Raw genomic sequence first — 21,973 nt, forward strand, 5'->3', positions numbered from 1 at the left:
TAGAACTAAATCCTCGCACAATAGGACGTAACAGGACGTTGAAGTAGAATCAACCTCCTCACAACCCTTCATCAGCGTGAGATAAATCATCTGAATCACAGAAAATGTTTATCTCGCGCAACAAATCCGGGATTTAGTGTTGCATCCAATTATGACCAGAAGGTGACAAGCTCAGCCTCAATTCAATGCGAGTCGCTTCCGTTCTGCTGTCTTGTAGCCTAGATTTTTCCAAAACACCAGCGGTATACCCTAGCTGTCTCTGCCCCAACGTATTCCCAGCTCCATTGTTGAGCTTTTTCCAAATTAGATTTACCCATCCTAGCCAGCGATGCCTGTCGTTCTACCGCAAACTTCATCGCGTGAAGTAGTCCGTCTTGATCTTCTGGGTCATAAAGAAACGCACCAGATTCATCTAAGACATCGCTAAAGTAGCCCATTCTTGGGGCGATACAAGCTTTACCAAAAGACATACCAAGCAAGGTCACTCCGGAGGTTGTAAAAACCTTGTAGGGAACCATAAAACAATCACAAGCATTCATGTAGATTTGGACATCATCATCATCAATAGGTTTAGGAGTGAACAGAACATTGTCATAGCCCTTAATTTGATGGCGAATCATTTCTTCAATATCATCTTCAACGGGCAAGCCTGCAATGAGAAGGAATGCAGCACTCTTAGGAAGTTGCTTGAAAGCTTCGATCGCTTCCAATGTCCCCTTTGAGCGATAGATATTGCCAAATAGTAGGAAAACCACAGGCTCTTGTGGAACAGCTAGTAACTGGCGTGCACGAACCTGGTCGCAGTCATTCTTATAAGCATCAATATAATTTCCATGCGGTACAACAAAGACTTTGCGCTGGTTCTTGATTTTCAGGTCTCTAATAACAGCATTCTTTGTGGTTTGGCAATGGGCGATAATACCATCAAACAATCGACCAAAGCTTACGCTCCAGAAAGGATAAATTTCACCCCACTCACCTTGATATTTATCTGACCACTCATGAACAGTCCAAACAACTTTTACGTTGACTAATTTCAAGATCAGAATTTGAATTATAAAGATGAAGAATTTAATCCAACGTTTGAATGGGCTGGAGCTAAGGAAAAAGAAGTGGATGTGATGCAAATGTAAAATTTCAGGCTTAACTTTGCCCCAGATTTTGGGTAGGAAAATAGAGGTCGGGAAATAATCCACGACTCTAAATCCCTCACATTTCAGATTATCAATTAACAAATTGCGGTAGGGATTGTTACCTAGATCTGATAGAAAAATAACGTTTGGATTCTTCATGAACAGGCAAGATGAATTCTGATTTTGAACATTCGGAGGAAGACGGAAAGGAACTCACTAAACGAGAAATTTTCAATGTGATATAGGTCGGAGAAAAAGCTCTCTTCATGACCTCCAACCGTTCTTCGAGTCGCTTAAAACAGATCCGAATAGAGTTTTGCGATCGCAACTTTGCAGGAAACTTTGAAGTAGTCAACTCAGGACTTCGTATCAAAGTAGATTCACACCATTCTACCGATTCAAAACGATCTCATGATAACTACCAGACCTTGCAAGTTTGCCTCCTTCTAGCACATAAATTTGGTCGCAATGTTCAACTGTCGAGAGGCGATGAGCAATAATAATCAGCGTCTTGATGCCAGACAGGTGTTGGATTGATTCAGAGACTAACTTCTCAGTTTCATTATCTAATGCAGCAGTCGCCTCATCAAGAATCAGAATTTCACTATCATGATATAGCGCTCTGGCAATACCAATTCGTTGACGCTGACCCCCTGACAAGCGCACTCCTCTCTCGCCAACAAATGTTCTTAGTCCATCGGGTAAATGGTCAACTAGATCAGTCAGTTGAGCCATTTTAATTACCTTGTCAACTTTTTGCTTGTCAATTAGGTGATCAGGAACACCAAAAGCAATGTTTTTTTCAACTGTGTCATCCATCAAGAAAATAGATTGCGGGATATACCCAATCAAATTTCTCCAGGATTGAAAGTTTTCGTAAATTGAAACTCCATCTAACAACAAATCTCCACTTGTTGGTTCTAATAGACCTAAAATCACGTCCACCAAGGTTGTTTTACCAGCCCCAGATTTCCCAATTAAGCCAATTGACTCCCCTTTACCAATCCTGAAAGAGATATCTTTGATCGATGCCTTTGTGGTGTTCGGATAGGAGTAAGTGACCTGCTTGAGTTCAACACTCTCAGTAAAAGTCATTGACGGCTTGTACCCCGATTGGTCACTGCTCTGACGATCTAAATTCAACCTTTCGTCTTTACTAAAGTAAGTATTGTTTGGAGACTCTAAGCTCTTCAAGTCGCCATAGATGATGTCGAGTGTATAACCCGATGTTTGAATCAGCGCAAACGCTGTGAGTGACTGACTCACTGCCGGAATTAAACGCATGGATGCGACAGCAAAAATACTCAAAAGCGGCAAAATTGTTTCAACCTTCTGACCAGATAGGATTGGATAGACAGCGACCAGAAGCACAACAAATGAAACCATGAGAGTCTCAATGGAGATCTTAGGTAAAACTTGCATACTAAAGGTTTTAGTAACGGAACTTGCATTTCTGTATGCTTGTTCGCGCATCTGCTCCATGAAATAAGACTTACAGCCGATTGCGTAGGTCTCTTTCACGCCTCCTAAACTATGGTTAATCACCCGAATCATGCCATGAGTTGACTCAGTGACCTCCCTACCCCATCGCTTAGCCTTCTTCTTGAAAAGGTAAAACAGCAGGAATGTAGGCAAGACAATTACTAGAATCATGACAAACAAAAACGAGCTTGTCTTTGCAAGCAGTAACACCAAGAAAGCAGCAGTGATAAGGTTTGAGAGCGACTCTAGCAGAGGGAGCGTGCATCGATGACAAAAATTCTGCGTTTCTTGAATTAGAGTATTGATTAGACCAGCACTGTCCCGACTGAGATGGAAAGTATAGGGGGCAGATAAGTAAGCATTCAGAAGCCTTAATATCACTCTCGCCTGTTGCTCTAGTCCAAATTTGGAAATGTGATGCCGTGCGAAAAAATAGAGTAGAGACTTAGTAATGAATGTGATGACGAGTGCAATTCCAAGAATAGGAATGAACTGTTGAGTTGATGGAAACCCTGAAATTTCATAGGCTTTGTCCACCACAGGAATGGTTTTGACGGCATCTGGGTTAGAGGACAACCACAGGAAAGGACCAATTAAACCAATCCCAAAAGTTTCTAGCAGGGATGCTAAAACAAAAACACCGATCAGTGGAAGTAAATGCTTCTTGGCATCTCCCACAATGTACAGAAACTTGTTGAGATAGTTAATCATGTTCAGGAAATCTCAGTGAAAATCCAATGTGGAGCGTTAGTAAGAGATATACGTGATTTCAAGTAAGTGAGGCAAGTCAGCATTCATGACTTTATGTTTTCTTCACTAAAAGCGAGGGGATCTGGTGCCAATTTCTTATTAAGAAGCCATGTATGAAGTTTCGAGTGAATTACTGTCGATTTCATTCCTGTAAATTCACGGTTCAACACTGCTATCTTTGTCAAAAATGGTCTTTTTGCTGGTTATGGTCTAGACCCAATGCCAACCTACTAATCATTTACGTCCTGAATTTAGACGGTGATGGAAGCGTCTTGATGGATGAAATGGATGGTTTCAGATGGTCGATCGCTTCTCCCATTTCGCTTAAAAATTGAGCTTGTCGATCGCGATACCATTGCTGAGCTTCGTCTAGATCTTCGATCGATTGCTCTAACCCGACCGCAGCAATCAAGGATTGAGCAAATTTCTGAGGTTGATCCGCGATCGAGACAGTTCGAGGTGGATTTGCAATTCCTCTAAACGCGGTTGCTGTTCCCACAATCTGAGATCCAGAAGCGATCGCGTCCAAGGTTTTAATCTGAATGCCGCCGCCGCTCAAAGTTGGAATCGCCATCACTCGCGCTTGCATCATAAATGCTTTCGAGTCTTCCACAAATCCGCGATAGTGAATTTGTGGATAGTCTTCACTCACCCAATCGGCTCCACGTCCCGCCACATGAATCGTTAAAGAATCGGGCAACAAGGGATAAACCGTCTCTAGGAACCAACGCAGTCCTTCTTCATTCGGTTTCCATGACCAGCTTCCAATGATGCCAATATCGAACGCTTTCTCGATCGGCTCGGTTTGAAGATTGGCAAAGCTGGACGGTAAGCTTAGTGCTCTTGCTTGAGAAAATTGAGCAAAATAGCTGGCATCATGATGCGTCAAAGTCCAAACTTCTTGAGCCGATGAAGCAACTTTCGCTTCAAGCTGTTTGACTAAACCAGCTTCGCGACCGTAAATCCATTTTGCAAGACGATTCTGCGATCGTTCAAAGTGTTGCTGATACATTTCATGCTCTAAATTGTGAGCAATCAGCGCCATTTTCGGATGCCGGATTACAGCGAGCAACCAACCCATTTGAGCATGATCAATCACGATCGCATCATAGGACTGTGTGTTGAGCAAGGACTGTACTCGCTTGATATAGTCACTTGAAATATACTTCGCAGAAGAGTAAGGAAGCTGCTTGAGCAGACTTAGTGCAAACCAGCCCATCGCCTTGAGTTTGGCTTGTTTCGTTTCGACTGATCGTTCACTCACTAACACTTCATGCGGGGCGACGTGGAGTTCACCATCTTCTTTTCGCCCATAGCCAAGAACAGTCACCTCACAGCCATTTTGCTGAAGCGCTTCGATAATGTTTTGCGATGCGACTTCGCTCCCGTGAAGCTTCCGAGCAGGTAAGACCGTCGTTAGAACTAAGACTTTCATTGTACCAATGCGCTTAAACATAAATTATGAGCTTCTCAGATTCGCAGCCGATAAGTTCGGTGCTAAAGAAGGTTCAGGAGGATTGGTTTCACTGATACGATCGTCAATTTTCAGACGACGATACTGAATCGCGATCGAGGTTGAGAAAGCTACATACAAACTCCACATCGCCCCTCCAGTCCCAACACTCAAACTATCGGCAAAGCTGAGGAGTGAACTCAGGACGAGCGTCAGCAGCACCCAAAAAACCTCGATCGACTTCTGCCGCATTAGTAGGTAAATCGCTCGGAAGAACAATGTTCCTAAGCTAATCAGGTAGAGACTCAGCCCAACAATTCCCAACTGCAAGAACAAATCAATATAACCATTGTGAGCATTAAAGCGAATCCCTAATCGGTACGTCTCATACGCCCAAGTCTGAGTCAAAATTTGAAAAGACGCACCCGAAGTCCAGAATGCCGCATAACCATGACCTAGCCAGAAATGATCCAGCCCTTTATCGAGCATCATGCTCCAAAGTGGAAGCCGTCCGTTAAATTCCAAACTCTTGCCTAACACCTCAACCACAATAAATCGCAGATTCAAGAACACAAGCAGCCCACCGATTAAACTCGTAATCAAGATCAGCGCAACACTCACCACACGAGTTTTGTAGTACTGCTTGACAACGCCAAGGAACGGTAAGAGATAGAGCGTGATTAAGAGCGAAGCCAGCCCAGTTTTCCCTCGGCTCAGTAACAAGAGTGCAAATGCGATCGCGCCCAGTCCCCAAACCAGTCCCCGCCATTTCGGACGACTCAATCCGAATAGCAGTAGGGTTAGGACTGCAAACGCCATGTTAGATGCGAACAAATTCTTGAATTGAAAAATTCCTTTCCAAAATCCAGCAGATTCACCCATCGTCTCGATTCCGTAGGATGGAGCTACAATGCCAGCGAGTAAACTCAGAAAGACTGCGATCCCCATAATTCGAGCCAGCAGCATCATCTGTCCGGTTAGCCCAAAGCGAACTGCTAGATAGACTCCAAATAAACCTGCTCTTAGAAAAGCTTTTGGTTCGTCTGCCGTGAATTCAGGAGCAACAGACCAGAGGATTGAAACAACAGACATCAAGTGCAGTGCTAAAAGCGGAATATCTCTGGTCATTCCGAAGAGTAACTGTCGCCAACAGCCGGAGATGACAAGCAGAATGAACAGAATACCGTAACTTGCCGCGTTCGCTATTCCCACTGCTCTCGGAGGAACCGCGATACCTAGAAAATAGATGAGGTAAATTCCGACCAACCACGGCTCGATCTTTTGGGCTAAAAGTTGTAAATCTCTGAGTTTCAAGGCTCTGTCTCCTCTGCTTCTGGTCAATCTTAGTTAAGGGGCATCTCCATCCAGTCGTTATCGTTGTTTTCGCTGAGAATGCAGGTCTTCAAACAGCGATCGATAGCGATGTGCTTGTCTGTCTTGAGTAAATTCTTGCTCCACTTTTGCTCGACTGCGCGAACTCAGTTGCTGATGTCGATCGGGATCTTCGATCGACCAGACAATGCCCTTCGCCAAGTCATCAATCCAATAAGCTTTTGCTAGATAACCACTTTTCTGATGCTCAATTAAATCGGGCATTCCACCGATCTCAAATGCCACACAGGGAGTTCCACAAGCCATCGCTTCCATGATGGTATTTGCCAAGTTCTCTTGAGTTGAAGGCAGGATGAAAACATCGGCTGCGGAGTACAGGAGCGATAACGACAGATCATCTCGGAAGGTTCCAAGATAATGCACGTTCATGCCGAATTCTGGTGGGTTCTCAGGTCGATCTGATCCGAAGACGACTAACTCTAGAGAATCGCCCCAACCAGATTGCGCCAAACTTTGTAAAGCAGGTTGCAAGAGGTGAAACCCTTTTCGGGGATCGGTCGTTCCTGCGGTTGCTCCAAACAGTGCTAGATGTTTGTCTTGAGGTAAGCCGAGAACTTCACGGGCAAAGACTTTATGAATGGGGCGATAGCGAGTTGTATCAATCCCATTTGGAATCACTTCAACTCGCAAATCTTGAAACAAAGCACTCGATCGCGCACAGTCCGCTAACCATTGACTGAGTGCCACGATCGTTAAATCGGCAGACCTCCAAGATTTTGCTTTTCGTTGCCAAATCGATCGAGAAAGATCTTGCGCTTTCTGACTTTGAAGTTGGGGACAATGACCACAGGATTTTGTATAGCGATCGCATTCATCTGTATAGTGACAGCCGCCCGTAAATGCCCACATATCATGCAGCGACCACACGATCGGACGGTCTAATTTCGCGATCGATTCAATCTGCACAAACGCATCATTCACCCAGTGTAAGTTGACGACATCAGGATTCAATTGATTGATTTGAGCAGCAACTTTATCAGGCAACCATTGAACAGAAAACGTCGTCTTTTGCCGATGCTTGTAGCGTTTCAGTGGCAGTGCATCAAAGGTAAGTCTCGCTTTCGCAATTCCTTGTGCAATCTGGGTTTTAGGCGCAATCACAGAGGAATCTCCACTCGTTTTCGATTGTACGAGCATTTGAGAAGAAACTCCAATCTGTTGCAATCCCTGGTGCAGGCGATAAGCTGCTCGTGCTGCACCACCATCAATATCATGACTACTTGCAAGTAAAACGTTCACGGCTCCCTCCTGCAATTAGCAATGAGTTTGAGCGCGATCGCCGTCTTTGGGTGAACTGCGATCGACCGTTCTATCACCCGTGAAATATTGGTTGCAACCTGATCCCGCTCTATCATGAGTACCACCTAAGCCAATCTGTCATCTGAGAACTTTATTTAGTACGCACCAGTTTTTTGTAGAACTACTCGAATTGTTTGCAAGATGATTCTCAAATCTAACCAGAGCGACCAGTCTTTGATGTAAACCATGTCGAGGCGCAGCACATCCTCGAAATTATCAATGTCCGATCGACCCGAAACTTGCCACATTCCAGTAATTCCAGGAAGCACCGCATGGCGAATGTAGTCATGCTCTGAAAACTTCTCGACATCGCGTAAAGGAAGCGGTCTCGGTCCAACAAAGCTCATTTCACCAAACAGCACATTAAAGATTTGTGGGAGTTCATCTAAGCTATAGCGACGTAAGAACTTACCTACGCGAGTCACACGCGGATCGTCTTTCATCTTGAACAGCACCCCATCCCGATTCTCGTTCTTGCTTTCGAGTTCTTTCTGAAGTTCAGCCGCATTCACCACCATTGTTCGGAATTTCCAAACTTTGAAGGGTCGATTCTGCAAGCCGATGCGAGTTTGACGGAAAAAGATCGGCCCCGGAGAATCGAGCCGAATCAGAATTGCAATGATGAGGTAAATCGGGAAGGTCAGCGATAGGAATACTACAGAAGCAATAAAGTCAAAGAATCGCTTGATTTGGAATTCGATTCCTGCGATCGTGGGCGGTGCAAAGGTCGCTGTATAGAGTTCTGGCATCTGCCAAAGCTGCGACTCTAGAACCGGATTAACAACGAGAACGCAGATATGAAGGGTGATTCCAGCATTTCGCAAATCCCAGTAAATCAGCATCAATTCTCTAGCAGGAAGTTGAGAACAGAGAAAGACCTCACAGACTCCCAATTGCCTGAGTCGCCGAATGGTTGATGCTCGGTACTCATCATTCAACTGCTGTGGATCGTTCCATCCGCTGACCGTGTAGTGATGCTTCCGTCCCAGAATTGGCATAACTCGCTTGGCTTGATCCGGCTGACAGAAGATAAAGATCGGATGACGAACTACTCCAACATGACGCACACTCTGAATCGCCCAGTGCATCAAAAATCGGCTAGTGATGGTCAGCGCCACGCTCAAGACCGCAAACAAAGCAAACGGGACAAGCACACCCGCTTGCGATGGGTTAGGAAGCAAGGTCGTGAATGCGATCGCGCTGTGTACCAATAGCAGCGTGGTCATTACCTTGGTCGCATCTCGCCAGCCTTCGCCTTCTCGGTATAGCCCTACCACACCGAAAACCCCGATCGTCAAAAAAGCAGTCGGGGAATAGGAGATAACTCGATCCTCAATATGCAGCGACACACTGAGATCCGTTCCACTCACCTGTGCGATTCGCCATGCGGCATACATCATTGACAGATCCAGCACCAGTAACATGAAAATCCGGAGCCAGCCGATAAAACTACCTTGACGCACTTGAAACGAAACTGGAGCACGGAGATCTCTCGCTGGTCGCTTCTCTGAAGCGATTACGTCGGGATTAAGGGATTCCGGGGGAGGAGAAACTTGAAAAGCCATAATGTTTGGAACGCACGGAGGATGGAACCAAGGTAGATGCTGCACAAATCGGAATGTGCAAAAAATTCAACTGTGAGACTGCGATCGAGCAAAAATAATTGGCTTTTTGCAAGAACGGGCAAAACTAAGGCACCTTTGTCAATCCCTATATTCATAGAGTCTTGACACTCGCAAATCTGCTCACTCACAGCGATATCCAAGCGAATGCATAGGGGGAATGTATTCACCTTCATGGACATCTTAGTTACGCTGAATCTTAATACGTAGAACCAAAAAGGCGCAAAGTAGGCTTCATCAATGCTTTACGTGACTTTGCACGCAGAAACCCATAGGAAAAATAAATGTCACAGTGTAATTACGCAAAAAACCAGTGCCTCTGTAGACGGATATGCGGTTAGGCATCTGTTCACAATCACACAAGAAAATAGAGTCTAAAGGCTGATGTATCCTAATTTTCTATCCATTATTGCAAAGTTTGGTGCTGATCTGAATCATTAGGAACAGGTAAGAAAATTGCGAACCATACCAGTGATAATACTGATTATGTAATTTTACCTGTCTTGAAGTGAGCATGAAATTCTAATGAAACGATTGCGTTACATCAGGGAAACTATTTAGACTCCTGAGCATTTAGTGTCACAGCAAGACGAGACCACATGAAAGTATTGATTACTGGCTCTAGTGGCTTGATCGGTTCGGAAGCGGTTGAATATTACGATCGCACTGGGCATCAGGTGATTGGAGTAGACAACAACATGAGAGCAACGTTCTTCGGGGCGCAAGGTGACACCCTTTGGAACCTGAAGCGCTTACAAGATAAGACCTCTCAGTTCGAGCACTACAGCGTTGATATTCGCGATCGTGAAGGGGTGTTTGAGCTATTTCAGGCGCACACTTTTGATCTGATTATTCACTGTGCAGCGCAGCCTTCTCACGATAAAGCGTGTCAGATTCCGTTATTAGACTTTGAAGTGAACGCTTTGGGAACCGTGAATCTACTCGAAGCGACGCGCCAGTTCTGCCCAGAAGCCGTGTTCATTCACATGAGTACGAACAAGGTCTATGGGGATTCGCCCAACGAGATTCCACGGATCGAACTGGAGAAACGGTACGACTACGCGAATCCCGAAGATTTTCATGGAGTCGCTGAGGCTTGCAGAATCGATCGAACTTTGCACTCTCTGTTTGGTGCGTCGAAAACGGCTGCTGATGTGGTTGCTCAGGAATATGGTCGCTACTTCGGCATGAAAGTAGGCGTGTTCCGGGGAGGCTGCTTAACCGGACCTTCACACTCTGGTGTCGAACTTCATGGATTTTTATCATACCTAGTAAAAGTTGCACTGACCGGGAGCACCTACAAAGTTTTTGGCTATAAAGGGAAGCAAGTCCGCGACAACATTCATAGTTATGACGTAATCCAAGCCTTTGAAGCTTTCCGGCGGAATCCAAAACCGGGTGAAGTATACAATCTAGGCGGAGGACGCGACAACAGCGTTTCGATGATGGAAGCCTTCGACTGGATCGAATCGATTAGCGGTCGGAAAGTGAACTGGGTGTACGTCGATCAAAACCGAATTGGCGATCACATTTGCTATATCTCTGATTTACGCAAGCTGAAAACGGATTTTCCTGAGTGGTCGATCACACGCAGCTTGTCGGACATCTTTGAAGAAATGGTCGCAGCCGAACTCAATCGATTAGCGGTTGCAGTTTAGTTTTCAATAACAGTTAAACGCCATTGCATCTATCTAGATTGCATTAGACAGCACACAGATATCTCAGATAAAACGGCTTGTCTGCTCATCAACAGAAGTCAAAGACAGAAGTTAAAGACAGAAGTTAAAGACAGAAGTTAAAGACAGAAGGTGAGAGCTGCATCCGTTTTGCTCATTCATCAGGTTGCAATCATCTATTGAAATTGATCCAGTAAGGTTCTACCTCATACCGCACAGACAGCATTGCCCCTGGTATGAAGTAGGTCTATGTCGATCGCAATTGTCGATCGCATGATGATTGCTCCTAGCTTTGAATTGATCAAACACCGCTGCCAAGGTTGAGGCACTTTAAGTTATGTCAGAACGGTATGCTATGCGATCCGAGAAAAATCCACACCAAGCTGGACAGCAGGATCGATTTATGATTTTCGATCTGGATGCTCGTGGACACCATCCAGGGTACATTCAGCATTTGGTGAAATATTGGTGTGAGAATGATTTACCAGGACATTTAGATGTATTGGTGTCTCAAGTCTTCATTCAGCGACACCCACAGATTGTTGCTCTCGCAGATCAGCGTACCAATATTCGATTTGTCTCGATCTCGAAAGCAGAACAAACCAAGCTAGTCAGCAGCGACGAGCTTGGAAGTTCGTTCAAAGGACGCATTATTCGCGCATTCCAGGAGTGGAAGATCATTCGCAAGTATGCAATTTCGCTCGAAACCACACATGTTTTTCTGATGTACCTCGATCGCGTTTTGCTTCGGATGGCGTTAGGAGTGAAGCTTCCTTGTGCGATGAGTGTGATCTACTTCCGCCCGATTTTGCACTATGCGGTCTTCCCAAACTATTGTTTGGAGGGAAAAGAGAGCTTTTGGCAATGGCGCGATCGCGTTTGTTTAGCGCGATTTTTACCGTTACCCAAACTGCAAACGGTCTTCTGCCTCGACCAGTTCGCGGTAGACTACATCAATCAGGTGTATAACACTTCAAAAGCTGTCCATTTGGCTGATCCCGTGCAGCGATACAATCACACGGATGCGGAAGCTGAAGCACTCAGAACCCAGTTAGGAATTGAGCCAGGTCGGAGCGTTTTTCTGATGTTTGGGGCATTAGAAAACGATCGCAAAGGACTGAAAGAAACTTTAGAAGCGATCGAACAGTTGCCGCCTGCCTTGTGTCGTCGGATGACGGTAGTACTGGCTGGAACGATTACCGGAGAAGCTCGCGAACAGCTTGAAGCGCGAATTGATCAAATAACGCGATCGCACCCAGTTCAGATTGTGACTCAGTTTGGCTTTGTTCCGGATGAAGCCATTCATCCTTACTTCCAAATTTCCGATGTGGTGCTCGTGCCTTACCAGCGTCACATCGGAATGAGTGCAATTTTAGTTCGTGCAGCCGCCGCTCAAAAGCCTGTGCTTGCTTCAGACTTTGGTGTAATCGGAGAGCTAACTCGACGCTATCAGTTAGGACTGACGATCGATGCCGCTTCACCAGAACAAATCGCGCAAGCCATGATGCGGTTCCTGCTCGAAGTTCCAGGCGAACTCTGCAATCCCGTGAAGCAAAAGCAATTTGCTGATCACAACACCGCCCAGCAATTTGCTAGTCAAATCTTCCAAGCGTTGTATACGCCTCCTTCTACTCGCGGTTCTCGATCTCTTACTGCCCAACCGATCAATTCTCCGCAACTCAGTAATTCTCGGAGACTATGAATACTGTCACTTCTGCCGAAAAACGATTTGAAGAGATTGTTCTCTTAAAGACTCGGTTTCACAAACTGACCGTTAGAGATCTGATTAGTTGTATTGTTGAATCGGCTCAGATCAATCAAAAAACAATTGTTGCGAATGTGAATGTTCGGGCGATGAACTTTGCTTGCTCTAAGCCTTGGTATCGGCGCTTTATCAATCAGTCGAACTATGTGTTTTGTGATGGATTTGGAGTGCTACTAGGTGCAAAACTCAATGGTTATGATGTATGCTCTTGTCATCGGATGACTTGTCCAGACTACATTGAGTCTTTAGCAAAAGCTTGTGAACAAGAAGGCGTTTCATTGTTCTTGTTGGCGGGAAGACCTGGAGTGACAGATCGAGCGATCGACAAGTTAAGCGCGATCGCGCCGAATCTAAAAATTCAGGGTCATCATGGTTACTTTGCAAAAACAGGCGCAGAAAACGATGCGGTGATTGATCAAATTAACCAGTTCAAGCCGGACGTTTTATATGTTGGGTTTGGAATGCCACTCCAAGAACGTTGGATTGTCGATAACTTCGATCGAGTCGATACAAGAGTCTTTTTGCCCTTGGGAGCCTGTCTAGATTTCTACACTGGAGCCGTTTATCGCGGTCCTCGCTGGCTCACTGATTTGGGATTTGAATGGTTAACTCGGTTGTTAACAAAACCCGGTCGGCTGTGGCAGCGATACATCCTGGGCAATCCTTTGTTCTTGTCGCGTGTTTTGATCGAGTCTTGCAAAAAACGATTGGGTTTAAGCAAGATTTAGCCTTGTTCTGAACATTCAGCCCCCTCAATCTACCCATTCATTTCATTCACCGATTTCGTGTTCTTCGATGAGGTTCTTATGCCGCAAACGCAAACTCTGAGTACTGTTAAGGTCATTCGTGACCCCTATCCCTACATCGTTATCGATAACTTTCTCGATGAGGATCTAGCGGAGCAGGTTGAACATGAGTTTCCTAAATTAGATGAGATGCCTCGTCACTCGCCAGACTATCAGCTACTCGATGGTTGGCACTCGAATCCTCACGATGCAGTGATTTCAAGCCGTCCCGGTCTGAAGCGTCTGTTCAAGTATCTGGAATCTGCGGAGTTTAGAGAGCAGTTACGTGAGGTGTTTGGTGTCGAGCAACCGTTGTACTGTGATCCAGAGTATCAAGGTGCAGGGTTGTTGGCAGCGAAAAAAGGTGGAGTCCACAAGATTCACCGCGATCGCAATCGTCACCTGACGACGCATTTCTACCGCCGTTTAACTTTGTTAGTCTACTTTAACGTGGGCTGGAAACCAGGCTATGGTGGGGAGATCAGCCTGTGGGATCAGAAGATTCAAAACAGCATTGATCTTCCCCCTTTGTTCAATCGCTGTGTGGTATTTGAGAACACTCGATATGCTTACCACAGTGTGGCAGACGTGACGATGCCAGACGGAATGATCCGCAAGGCAGTCAATTTCTACTACTACACTGAGAAACCTGCTCCTTCTGAGCGTCACACCCACATTTACAATACTGAGTTCTTTGCCTCACCAGGAGAGCGGCTGAAGTTTTGGCGATATGTTGCGACGACTCGGTTTCCGGTGCTGTTAATTGATACAACCATTAACCGCAATGAGATGATTGCTCGGTTTCTACAAAAGACTGGATTGAGATCATTTTGGTTACGATCGCTGGCTGCGGTTTTCAAAGTAACTTCACCCAGAAAGTACAACAAACTCTTAAAATCCGATCGCTGGAACTTGTTCCAAAAGGCAAATCCGAAGTTGATCCAGTATTGGAAAGACTATAACCGAGTGTAAGTGAGTACGATCGACGAATCTTACTTTGGGATTGGTCGATCGTACTCTTATTCGGTCAGTCGCAGCGGAGCATCGAATTCTGGTTCACCAATCAGGAGAAAAAACCATGAACCTGTCAAGAAGACAAACATTGCAGCTTGGTTTCGGTGCGTTTCTGGGTGCGGGTTGCACTCATGCTAGTCAATTCTCAGGTATGGCATTTAGTGAGCCGCCTGAGGATTTTCCCATTAAAGGAAATCTGAGTTTAAAGCAACGTGCAGCCGCGAAGGGCATCATTTACGGTGCAGCAGGGAACTATGGCGCACTGACTAAAGACACAGAATATGCTCAAGTTTTTGCTGAAGATTGTGGCATATTAGTGCCTGAAAATGAATTGAAATGGGCAGCATTGCGACCTTCACCCGATCGCTTTGATTTCACGAGCAGCGATTGGCTAGCGCAATTTGCAAAACAGCACGGAATGTTGTTTCGAGGACATACCCTCGTCTGGAATCAATCGAATCCGGAGTGGTTAAAGGACATCACAGCCCAGAACGCGGAGCAAGTGTTGGTCAAGCACATCGATACGGTTGTAAAACACTATGCAGGGCGGATTCATTCTTGGGATGTGGTAAACGAAGCGATCGCAGCAGAATGGAGCAATCGAGACGACAGACTTCACTTCACGACTCAATGGTTCAAGCTACTTGACAAAAACTATATTGACATCGCCTTCAAAGCAGCAGGGGCGGCTGATCCCAAGGCTATGTTGATGTACAACGAGGGATACCTCACTTATGACAGTCCCACAGATAACAAAACGAGAGCCGCAGTTCTGAAGTTGATAGAATGGCTCAAGTCTCGGAATGCTCCCATTCATGCTTTGGGAATTCAGGGGCATTTAGATGCCGCAGACAAGCGATTTAATCAGAAGAAATTCAGAGACTTCCTGAGCGAAGTAGCAGGGATGGGACTGAAGATCATGATCACAGAATTGGATGCTAGCGATCGCTATCTCCCCGCCGATCTTCAGGAGCGCGATCGTGCGGTGGCTCAGGCGTATGAGGAATTCCTGTCAGTGGCGCTGGATGAACGAGCGGTGATTGCGGTTTTAACTTGGGGAATCAGCGATCGCTATACGTGGTTCACGAAATATGCGCCACGTCCCGATAATTTGCCTGTGCGCGTTTTGCCCTACGGAACGGATATGCGACGGAAATTGGTGTGGAATGCGATCGCTCGATCATTCGATGCTGCCCCCAAGCGGGGTTAGACCGAGACGAGCCTCGGAGCGGGTTCGACTTCGATCGGTTGAACGACTTCAATGGGTGCTGGAATGGGTGCAGGTTTGACAATTGGTGCGAAATGCTCGTCAATCAAAGTCGAGACATCTTTCGGATTGAGTTTGGTGTAGCGGTTCTTTCCAGGCATAAACACGACAGGAGCTTTGCCGCAAGCTTTCATACAGCCTGTTCCTTTGATTTGCACCTGCTCGTCGAGTCCTCGATCGCTGAGTGCAGTTTCGATCGCTTTACAGACTGCTTTGCCGCGTTTCATACAGCTTGATTTTTGGCACATCAGAATTGCTTCTTTGCCAGATTTTTGAGATTTGGAAGCGGTTGGTTTAGGCGCGGTCGTATGTGTCAGAGACATCGCGGCTTCAATCGAGGCTTGGAATGAAGTGGGTTGAATCCAATAGGCTTTGAATTTTAGCGTGTTCGTTTTGCGATCGGTTTTTTGCCAACCACCGACTTGAATTTGTTCTCCAGGAAGCAAGGTCTGTCGTAGAGAAGCCCTCGCTAGTTTCGTTATTTTGATGGAAAACTCGCCTTCTGAAGTCTCAAGCAGGAGTCGCTTGATTTTGTAGCCATCTTTGAAGACGTAACCGAGAAACTTACCGGAGAAGCGAAATTCGCTAGATTGGTGGTCCTGAGTCATGGTTCGATGTGAAACGACAACCGGGCTATTGCCAATAATATTCAATAACCTCTAAGGATCAACATACTCGAACTTAGCCGTTTTTGCAAATACTTGTCATTAAAATCGCTGAGATCGTTCATAAAAAATCTCCGACTCTTTGACTAAGCCGGAGATTAACACTGCTTAAAGTTGTCTTAAACTCGAACTTCTGAGGCTGCCTTACTCGGTTCCAAGGGGAGAAACAGCGTAAAGACTTCCCCTTGTTCCGGGCGTTCTCGGACAATCAGCTTTCCGCCTAAAGCCTGAAAAATATTCTTAGTAACATTCAGGTTCAGGCTCAAACTGCCCGTTTCTGGCTGAAACATCAAGACTTGACCCAGGGATTTCAAGAGCGGCATTCGATGAGAACGATCGACTTCCTGCGCTTGAGGTTGAAGCTGTAACTTCAATTGATGTCCAGCAAGCGACACTTCGACTTGAATTGATCCGCCTGATGGCAAACTTCGCGCCGATCGCTCAATCAAACTCGTTAGCGCCTGATCCAACATCGTCGGATCGCTCATCACGGACGGGATATGCTGCGGCAGAATGACATCAAGCGTGAGATTGCGCTGATTCGCTTGTTTTTGCCAGCGCGGGATGCTTTGCTCTAAAACTTCTTCCAGCGAAGTCGTCGCAAGAGACGAAATTTTAGTGGCTGAGGTTTCAAGTTCGACCGCATGGCAGATTAGATTGAACCGATCGATTTGTTCGCTGCATTCTCGATCGATGACTTCCAATCGTTTCACCGCATCCGCAGGCAAATCTTTTCGTCGTAACAACAATCGCGTCAAAGTGCGAATTGTCGTTAATGGTGTACGAACTTCGTGCGAGATCGCTTGCAAGAGTTCGATGTCCGCACCCGCTAACACATCGGAAGTGGGGATTTGCAGAGGATGGGGATCGCGGATTCTGCGCTTTTCGGTTTCTGCGATCGGATCAGGCAGATAACTTAAGAGCGCATGAGTAAATTGCGAGACGAGCTTGTATTTGGGTTCAACAGGTGGAAACGTTTTGTATAAGCGATCGAGCGTGGGAAGTTGAGCGGGATTCATCAAGACCACGCGCAATCGGAGGGTTTGCCAAGCTCGATCGATGACTTCGGGATCAAACGAGAATAGGAACGTGGGATCACTAGACGCATTCTCACCTTGAACCATTAGCAGGCTGAATTTTTGAGTCAGAGCCAAGCAGAACGGCTCAGAAGCGAGGGGATCGCCCGGAAGCAGTGCAAGTGTTTTGTCTGTTTCACAATTTGCGGCAATGCCATCCGCTGAGGGTAACTGGAAGGGGAATCCCGCAAACATTGAATTGGGAGTAAAGAGCCAGGAAGAAACGTTGGACAGCGCTTCAGGCTGACTGAGAATCGGTAGGGGAGCAGAAAAGACCGCGCCACCGTCGGAAGTTGCTTGCAGGAGAGCTTCGAGAGCCGCGATCGCGCCAAACCATTCTCGCTCACTCCGCAATTGGCGAGATGCAACGGAGACGGGCGTTTGCGTTTCTGGGAGCGACAACATTTCACCGCTGGCGACCAGAATTTCACTTAAGGTTGGGAAGATCCACTCAGACATAACAGGACTATCACTGCGACTTACTTAGAGCGTATCGGGTTTCTGGATTTAAGGGAGATCGTAGAACCGTACCGTATGAGAGGCAATGTCCGAAGGTGGGGAGAGTAGGGAGTAGGGAGTGGGGAGTAGGGAGTGGGGAGTGGGGAGTGAAGAAAATTTTACACCCTACCCCCTACTCCCCACTCCCTACAAAATCGCTGCTAGGCTAGAAGTACCCCCTGATCTTGTATTTCGCTCATGGATTGGCAAGAAGTTTCTGGTAATTGGGTGCTTGTCCCCGATCGACCGATCGCAATTATTCATTTTCTCGGTGGCGCTTTTGTCGCAACCGCTCCCCAATTAACGTATCGACGACTGCTAGAGTTCCTTGGGGATCAAGGATATCTAATCGTCGCTACGCCATTTGTTAATACCTTTGATCATACAGAAATTGCTAAATCGGTATTAATCAGTTTCGATAAAGCGCTGAGAGGGATTCGATCGCAGCTTTCGGTTCAGTATCTTCCGATTTATGGAATGGGTCACAGTATGGGCTGTAAGCTGCATCTGTTGATTGGAAGTCTGTTCTCGGTTGAACGGGCGGGAAATATCTTTATTTCGTTTAATAATTATGCGGCGAATGAGGCAGTTCCATTTGTTGAGCAATTTTCGCAATTTCTTAAGCCACAAGGAATCTCGGTCGAATTCACACCTTCGCCAAATGAGACGAAAGCACTGATTCGCGATCGCTATTCAGTCCGACGAAATCTGATTGTTAAATTCGCAGATGATTCGATCGATCAATCCTTACCGTTGGCGCAACTGCTCGAAGATTTGCATCCCGGAATGATCACTACTCATCGATTAAAGGGAACGCACTTAACGCCGTTGGGACCCGATTTCAAATGGCAAGCGGGATCGTCGTTTACGCCCATTGATGCGATCGGGCAATGGATGAGACAGGAGATTTATCGGGAACTGCGGCAGTTAGAGAAGACCGTTTTGGGCTGGTTGAATCCGATGGCTCTTTGAAACAAACTGTGGGGTAAAGCGCCAAAACGTATTTGAATATAGAACGGGGATCGGGAATTGCTCGATCGCTTGTTCCTCACTGTCTGAAAATCATGTTTGTTTTGCTTCAGCAAGTCCGATTTCTTGATCCGGTTGCCAATATCGATCGCGTCACTGATGTGCTGTTAGAAGATGGCATCATTCGCGCATTCGAGCCTTCAGAAATTCCGGAGTCGGCGAACCGTCGATCGTGTTCGGGTTGCGTTCTCGCTCCTGGTTTGATCGATCTCTACAGTCACAGTGGCGAACCGGGATTTGAAGAACGCGAAACATTGGAATCGTTACAAGAAGCCGCGATCGCAGGTGGATTTACTCGCCTAAATTTGTTGCCTGATACGACTCCCGCGATCGATCATGCTGCGATCGTGACTCAGATTCGATCGAAGTTCCCTCGACTAAACTGCTGGGGAGCGTTGACGCTGAACACTGCTGGGCAACAAATGACTGAATTCGCGGAACTTGCCGGAGACGTGATTGGATTTACGGACGGGAAAGCGATCGCAAATTTAGCTCTAGTGCGACGACTTTTGGAATACATACAGCCCATGAGAAAGACGATCGCGCTTTGGGCTTGTGATCCTGGATTAGCAGGAAAAGGCGTGATTCGAGAAGGCGCAAATTCGATGCGATTTGGATTGCCTGGAGTGCCGATTATGGCTGAATCTGCTCCACTTGCAGCACTGATTGAATGTATTGAAGAGATTGGAACTCCAGTTCATCTGATGCGAATCTCAACGGCGCGAGGCGTGGAATTAATTCGATCGGCAAAATCTCGCGGCGTTCCGATTACAGCAAGTACAACCTGGCTGCATTTGTTATTGAGTACCGATTCGGTGCAGTCTTATGATCCGAGTTTGCGACTTGATCCGCCGTTGGGGAATTCAAGCGATCGAGAAGCCCTGATCCAGGCGGTGAAAGAAGGTGTAATTGATTCGATTGCCGTGGATCATAGTCCGTACACTTATGAAGAGAAAACGGTTGCTTTTGGAGAAGCTCCTCCAGGTGCGATCGGACTTGAGCTTGCTTTGCCGCTCCTCTGGTCGAACCTAGTCGAATCGGGTCGCTGGTCGGCTTTGGAATTGTGGCAGAGTCTTACTGTTCGATCGGCTCAGTGTTTGGGACAGAACTTGAACGCGATCGCACCCAATCAGTCAGGTGATTTGATTCTGTTTGACCCCAATGAAAAATGGACAGTCGATCGAGCAAATTTACGATCGCTGTCCACGAATACGGCTTGGCTAAATCAATCCATTTCTGGACGAGTTTTGGAAGCCTGGTGTTTCTAGAACTGTGGATCAGGGGCAACTTCTCCAACTCGATTCGGAGGCCAGAACCGCACCACTGCTCTACCAATGATTTTGTCACGCGGGACGAATCCCCAATAGTGGCTGTCGTAACTGTTATTGCGGTTATCGCCCAGTACTAGATAGGAATTGGGAGGAACGACTTGGGGACCCCATTCGTACTCAGGAGCATTATCTTTGCCGATGTAATCCTCGCGAAGAGGCTGATCGTTGATGTAGACTCGACCACCTTTGACCTGAACTTTCTCACCAGGAAGACCGATCACACGCTTAATAAACGCATCGTGAAAATTTTGTTTCTCTAGAGCAGCAGTTGGAGAGAATACAACAATATCGCCACGTTCAGGATTATTGAAGCGATAACTGATTTTGTCGATAATCAATCGATCGTTAATCTGCAACGTCGGCAACATCGAACCAGACGGAATGTAGCGGGCTTCTGCGACAAATTGCCGAATCCCGATCGCTAGAACGGCACTCAACCCAATTGTTTTTAGTCCCTCTAGCCAGGGATTTTCGTCTTTCTGACGGGCTTTTCTGTTAGGAGCCGGGTTATCCACTCGATTCATACCACCTTAACGATTACAGATTGTGAGGTTGATTTACACCTTCGTTCTCAGTCTAATCTACACAGGTGAATTTGAACTTTCAGTACAAAACTTTGACCAGAAATCCGATCCGCTAGATTTCGCACTCCTTTTGATGCCGATTTTACATCTCAGGTTCCATGAGAAAACGATATCGCAAACACAAAATTAAGACATTTCGTATTTGAACACGATCGCGTTGAACTTAATCGATGATCGTGAATAGTGATACAGGCTTAGAGTTATGGCGCTCTTGATTCAACTGGCTCTAAAGCTCTCTAAAAAGTACCGTCGCCGCCTTCATATTTTGCACATGAGTACGGCAGAAGAGGCGGAATTAATGATGGCGCGACAAACCGGAATGGGTCACGTGCGAAGTGACTCCTCAACATTTGGTATTGAATACGAACGACTACGAGAAGCTTGGAACGTTGGTGCAGATGAATCCACCGATCCGATCGCCACACGATAACGAGGTGCTTTGGCAAGCTTTAAACCAGGGCGCGATCGATTTTATTGCCACCGACCACGCGCCTCATACCTTGGAAGAAAAGGCGAAAGGCTATCCGAACACGCCTTCTGGAATGCCGGGAGTTGAGACTTCTTTAGCGGTAATGTTGACGCAAGCTGTTCAAGGTCGCTGTACGGTGGCACAAGTCGCAAACTGGATGTCTACCGCAGTTGCAAAGGCTTATCGAATTCCGAATAAAGGCTTGGTCGAACCAGGATACGATGCGGATTTAGGAGATTTCTACGAAAGAGCTTACCGCTTGAAAGACTGCCCTTCGGCTTCGCTCAGGGCGCGATCTCTAGCTGACTGAGCGAAGCCGAAGACAGCGGGTAATTTGTTTTCGATAAATCTCCTTAGTATTGGTAGATTTAAACCATTCTCATCCAGTCTTGCGTGAGGAAGGTGTCGCAAAATGTGGCTGGAATCCGTTCGAGGGTTGGGACTTGACCGGATGGGCGCAGGTCACGATCGTGAATGGTCAAGTCGTGTACGATCGCGGCAAATTTAACGAAGAGGTTCGAGGACGAGCATTGAGATTTGATGCTTAAAGGAGACTTTAGATGTAACCGTTTCGCTGCGTTGCTGTCCGCCCGTGATTGGAAATCACGGTCTATCGGAACGAAGTCCACTAAAGGGGACTGAAAGCGAGTTGTAGTAAACTCTTCAGTCTGTTTCAACAGACT

At 46.4% G+C, this 21,973-nt stretch carries 19 protein-coding genes; 10 read left to right on the forward strand and 9 right to left on the reverse strand.

Translation table 11 applies throughout. The annotated features are described in order from the left end of the window. Positions 1–218 precede the first annotated feature (218 nt). The 6 genes from ACQ4M5_RS11240 to ACQ4M5_RS11265 all read right to left on the reverse strand — a co-directional run bounded on the left by ACQ4M5_RS11240 (position 219) and on the right by ACQ4M5_RS11265 (position 9,074). Positions 219–1,292 (reverse strand): glycosyltransferase family 4 protein, encoded by a 1,074-nt coding sequence (locus ACQ4M5_RS11240; protein WP_430675700.1) that lies wholly within the window; start codon positions 1,290–1,292, stop codon positions 219–221. A gap of 231 nt (positions 1,293–1,523) precedes the next feature. Next, positions 1,524–3,326: an ABC transporter ATP-binding protein gene (locus tag ACQ4M5_RS11245; RefSeq protein ID WP_430675701.1), complete on the reverse strand. Its 1,803-nt coding sequence runs from the start codon at positions 3,324–3,326 to the stop codon at positions 1,524–1,526. Between the two features lie 277 nt (positions 3,327–3,603). Continuing rightward, complete coding sequence (locus ACQ4M5_RS11250; RefSeq protein ID WP_430675702.1) at positions 3,604–4,821, reverse strand: glycosyltransferase; 1,218 nt, start codon at positions 4,819–4,821, stop codon at positions 3,604–3,606. A gap of 3 nt (positions 4,822–4,824) precedes the next feature. Continuing rightward, the gene (locus ACQ4M5_RS11255) at positions 4,825–6,132 is read right to left on the reverse strand and encodes an O-antigen ligase family protein (RefSeq protein WP_430675703.1); all 1,308 of its coding nucleotides are present in this window, start codon (positions 6,130–6,132) and stop codon (positions 4,825–4,827) included. Between the two features lie 57 nt (positions 6,133–6,189). Beyond that, complete coding sequence (locus tag ACQ4M5_RS11260; protein WP_430675704.1) at positions 6,190–7,449, reverse strand: glycosyltransferase family 4 protein; 1,260 nt, start codon at positions 7,447–7,449, stop codon at positions 6,190–6,192. A gap of 155 nt (positions 7,450–7,604) precedes the next feature. Further along, positions 7,605–9,074, reverse strand: coding sequence for a sugar transferase (locus ACQ4M5_RS11265; RefSeq protein WP_430675705.1), 1,470 nt, complete (start codon positions 9,072–9,074; stop codon positions 7,605–7,607). Positions 9,075–9,730: 656 nt separating this feature from the next. Between ACQ4M5_RS11265 and ACQ4M5_RS11270 the strand changes: the two genes are divergently transcribed. The 5 genes from ACQ4M5_RS11270 to ACQ4M5_RS11290 all read left to right on the forward strand — a co-directional run bounded on the left by ACQ4M5_RS11270 (position 9,731) and on the right by ACQ4M5_RS11290 (position 15,581). After that, complete coding sequence (locus ACQ4M5_RS11270; protein WP_430675706.1) at positions 9,731–10,789, forward strand: NAD-dependent epimerase/dehydratase family protein; 1,059 nt, start codon at positions 9,731–9,733, stop codon at positions 10,787–10,789. Positions 10,790–11,144: 355 nt separating this feature from the next. Beyond that, positions 11,145–12,509 carry a glycosyltransferase family 4 protein gene (locus ACQ4M5_RS11275; RefSeq protein WP_430675707.1) on the forward strand — a complete coding sequence of 455 codons (1,365 nt, stop codon included), beginning with the start codon at positions 11,145–11,147 and terminating at the stop codon, positions 12,507–12,509. Continuing rightward, positions 12,506–13,300, forward strand: coding sequence for a WecB/TagA/CpsF family glycosyltransferase (locus ACQ4M5_RS11280; RefSeq protein WP_430675708.1), 795 nt, complete (start codon positions 12,506–12,508; stop codon positions 13,298–13,300). The genes ACQ4M5_RS11275 and ACQ4M5_RS11280 overlap by 4 nt, the downstream gene beginning before the upstream one ends. Positions 13,301–13,378: 78 nt before the next feature. Further along, the gene (locus tag ACQ4M5_RS11285; protein ID WP_430675709.1) at positions 13,379–14,329 is read left to right on the forward strand and encodes a 2OG-Fe(II) oxygenase; all 951 of its coding nucleotides are present in this window, start codon (positions 13,379–13,381) and stop codon (positions 14,327–14,329) included. A 106-nt stretch (positions 14,330–14,435) separates the two neighbouring features. Then, entirely contained in the window at positions 14,436–15,581 is a 1,146-nt protein-coding gene (locus ACQ4M5_RS11290) for an endo-1,4-beta-xylanase (protein ID WP_430675710.1), read from the forward strand. On the opposite strand, the gene ACQ4M5_RS11295 is transcribed toward ACQ4M5_RS11290, so the two are convergent. Both ACQ4M5_RS11295 and ACQ4M5_RS11300 read right to left on the reverse strand, forming a co-directional pair. After that, complete coding sequence (locus ACQ4M5_RS11295; protein WP_430675711.1) at positions 15,578–16,246, reverse strand: (2Fe-2S) ferredoxin domain-containing protein; 669 nt, start codon at positions 16,244–16,246, stop codon at positions 15,578–15,580. The genes ACQ4M5_RS11290 and ACQ4M5_RS11295 overlap by 4 nt on opposite strands. 176 nt (positions 16,247–16,422) lie before the next feature. Continuing rightward, on the reverse strand, positions 16,423–17,838 hold the full coding sequence (locus ACQ4M5_RS11300) for a sensor histidine kinase (protein ID WP_430675712.1): 1,416 nt from the start codon (positions 17,836–17,838) through the stop codon (positions 16,423–16,425). Positions 17,839–18,075: 237 nt separating this feature from the next. On the opposite strand from ACQ4M5_RS11300, the gene ACQ4M5_RS11305 reads away from it, so the two are divergent. Next, complete coding sequence (locus ACQ4M5_RS11305) at positions 18,076–18,849, forward strand: DUF1350 family protein (RefSeq protein WP_430675713.1); 774 nt, start codon at positions 18,076–18,078, stop codon at positions 18,847–18,849. Between the two features lie 92 nt (positions 18,850–18,941). Continuing rightward, a complete protein-coding gene (locus tag ACQ4M5_RS11310) occupies positions 18,942–20,174 on the forward strand; it encodes a dihydroorotase (protein WP_430675714.1) in 1,233 nt (410 codons plus the stop codon). On the opposite strand, the gene lepB is transcribed toward ACQ4M5_RS11310, so the two are convergent. Continuing rightward, entirely contained in the window at positions 20,171–20,761 is a 591-nt protein-coding gene (gene lepB, locus ACQ4M5_RS11315) for a signal peptidase I (protein ID WP_430675715.1), read from the reverse strand. The two genes, ACQ4M5_RS11310 and lepB, sit on opposite strands and share 4 nt — an antisense overlap. Before the next feature lie 262 nt (positions 20,762–21,023). Here lepB and ACQ4M5_RS11320 point away from each other — a divergent pair, with 262 nt between their 5' ends. From ACQ4M5_RS11320 to ACQ4M5_RS11330, 3 genes are read left to right on the forward strand one after another with little or no spacing between them, the layout of a single operon-like run. Further along, positions 21,024–21,251 carry a hypothetical protein gene (locus ACQ4M5_RS11320; RefSeq protein WP_430675716.1) on the forward strand — a complete coding sequence of 76 codons (228 nt, stop codon included), beginning with the start codon at positions 21,024–21,026 and terminating at the stop codon, positions 21,249–21,251. Beyond that, a complete protein-coding gene (locus tag ACQ4M5_RS11325; RefSeq protein ID WP_430675717.1) occupies positions 21,220–21,600 on the forward strand; it encodes an amidohydrolase family protein in 381 nt (126 codons plus the stop codon). Before ACQ4M5_RS11320 ends, ACQ4M5_RS11325 begins: the two co-directional genes overlap by 32 nt. A 49-nt stretch (positions 21,601–21,649) precedes the next feature. Continuing rightward, positions 21,650–21,838 carry a hypothetical protein gene (locus ACQ4M5_RS11330; RefSeq protein ID WP_430675718.1) on the forward strand — a complete coding sequence of 63 codons (189 nt, stop codon included), beginning with the start codon at positions 21,650–21,652 and terminating at the stop codon, positions 21,836–21,838. Positions 21,839–21,973: the final 135 nt, after the last annotated feature.

It is taken from the genome of Leptolyngbya sp. AN10 (assembly GCF_050565645.1).
Taxonomy (GTDB): Bacteria; Cyanobacteriota; Cyanobacteriia; order Leptolyngbyales; family Leptolyngbyaceae; genus Leptolyngbya.

What these genes read in the sequence shown, in the direction of transcription:
- ACQ4M5_RS11240 (WP_430675700.1), bottom strand. Translation starts at nt 1,292, where the DNA reads ATGAAGAATCCAAACGTTATTTTTCTATCAGATCTAGGTAACAATCCC.
- ACQ4M5_RS11245 (WP_430675701.1), bottom strand. Translation starts at nt 3,326, where the DNA reads ATGATTAACTATCTCAACAAGTTTCTGTACATTGTGGGAGATGCCAAG.
- ACQ4M5_RS11250 (WP_430675702.1), bottom strand. Translation starts at nt 4,821, where the DNA reads ATGTTTAAGCGCATTGGTACAATGAAAGTCTTAGTTCTAACGACGGTC.
- ACQ4M5_RS11265 (WP_430675705.1), bottom strand. Translation starts at nt 9,074, where the DNA reads ATGGCTTTTCAAGTTTCTCCTCCCCCGGAATCCCTTAATCCCGACGTA.
- ACQ4M5_RS11270 (WP_430675706.1), top strand. Translation starts at nt 9,731, where the DNA reads ATGAAAGTATTGATTACTGGCTCTAGTGGCTTGATCGGTTCGGAAGCG.
- ACQ4M5_RS11275 (WP_430675707.1), top strand. Translation starts at nt 11,145, where the DNA reads ATGTCAGAACGGTATGCTATGCGATCCGAGAAAAATCCACACCAAGCT.
- ACQ4M5_RS11280 (WP_430675708.1), top strand. Translation starts at nt 12,506, where the DNA reads ATGAATACTGTCACTTCTGCCGAAAAACGATTTGAAGAGATTGTTCTC.
- ACQ4M5_RS11285 (WP_430675709.1), top strand. Translation starts at nt 13,379, where the DNA reads ATGCCGCAAACGCAAACTCTGAGTACTGTTAAGGTCATTCGTGACCCC.
- ACQ4M5_RS11290 (WP_430675710.1), top strand. Translation starts at nt 14,436, where the DNA reads ATGAACCTGTCAAGAAGACAAACATTGCAGCTTGGTTTCGGTGCGTTT.
- ACQ4M5_RS11295 (WP_430675711.1), bottom strand. Translation starts at nt 16,246, where the DNA reads ATGACTCAGGACCACCAATCTAGCGAATTTCGCTTCTCCGGTAAGTTT.
- ACQ4M5_RS11300 (WP_430675712.1), bottom strand. Translation starts at nt 17,838, where the DNA reads ATGTCTGAGTGGATCTTCCCAACCTTAAGTGAAATTCTGGTCGCCAGC.
- ACQ4M5_RS11305 (WP_430675713.1), top strand. Translation starts at nt 18,076, where the DNA reads ATGGATTGGCAAGAAGTTTCTGGTAATTGGGTGCTTGTCCCCGATCGA.
- ACQ4M5_RS11310 (WP_430675714.1), top strand. Translation starts at nt 18,942, where the DNA reads ATGTTTGTTTTGCTTCAGCAAGTCCGATTTCTTGATCCGGTTGCCAAT.
- lepB (WP_430675715.1), bottom strand. Translation starts at nt 20,761, where the DNA reads ATGAATCGAGTGGATAACCCGGCTCCTAACAGAAAAGCCCGTCAGAAA.
- ACQ4M5_RS11320 (WP_430675716.1), top strand. Translation starts at nt 21,024, where the DNA reads ATGGCGCTCTTGATTCAACTGGCTCTAAAGCTCTCTAAAAAGTACCGT.
- ACQ4M5_RS11325 (WP_430675717.1), top strand. Translation starts at nt 21,220, where the DNA reads ATGAATCCACCGATCCGATCGCCACACGATAACGAGGTGCTTTGGCAA.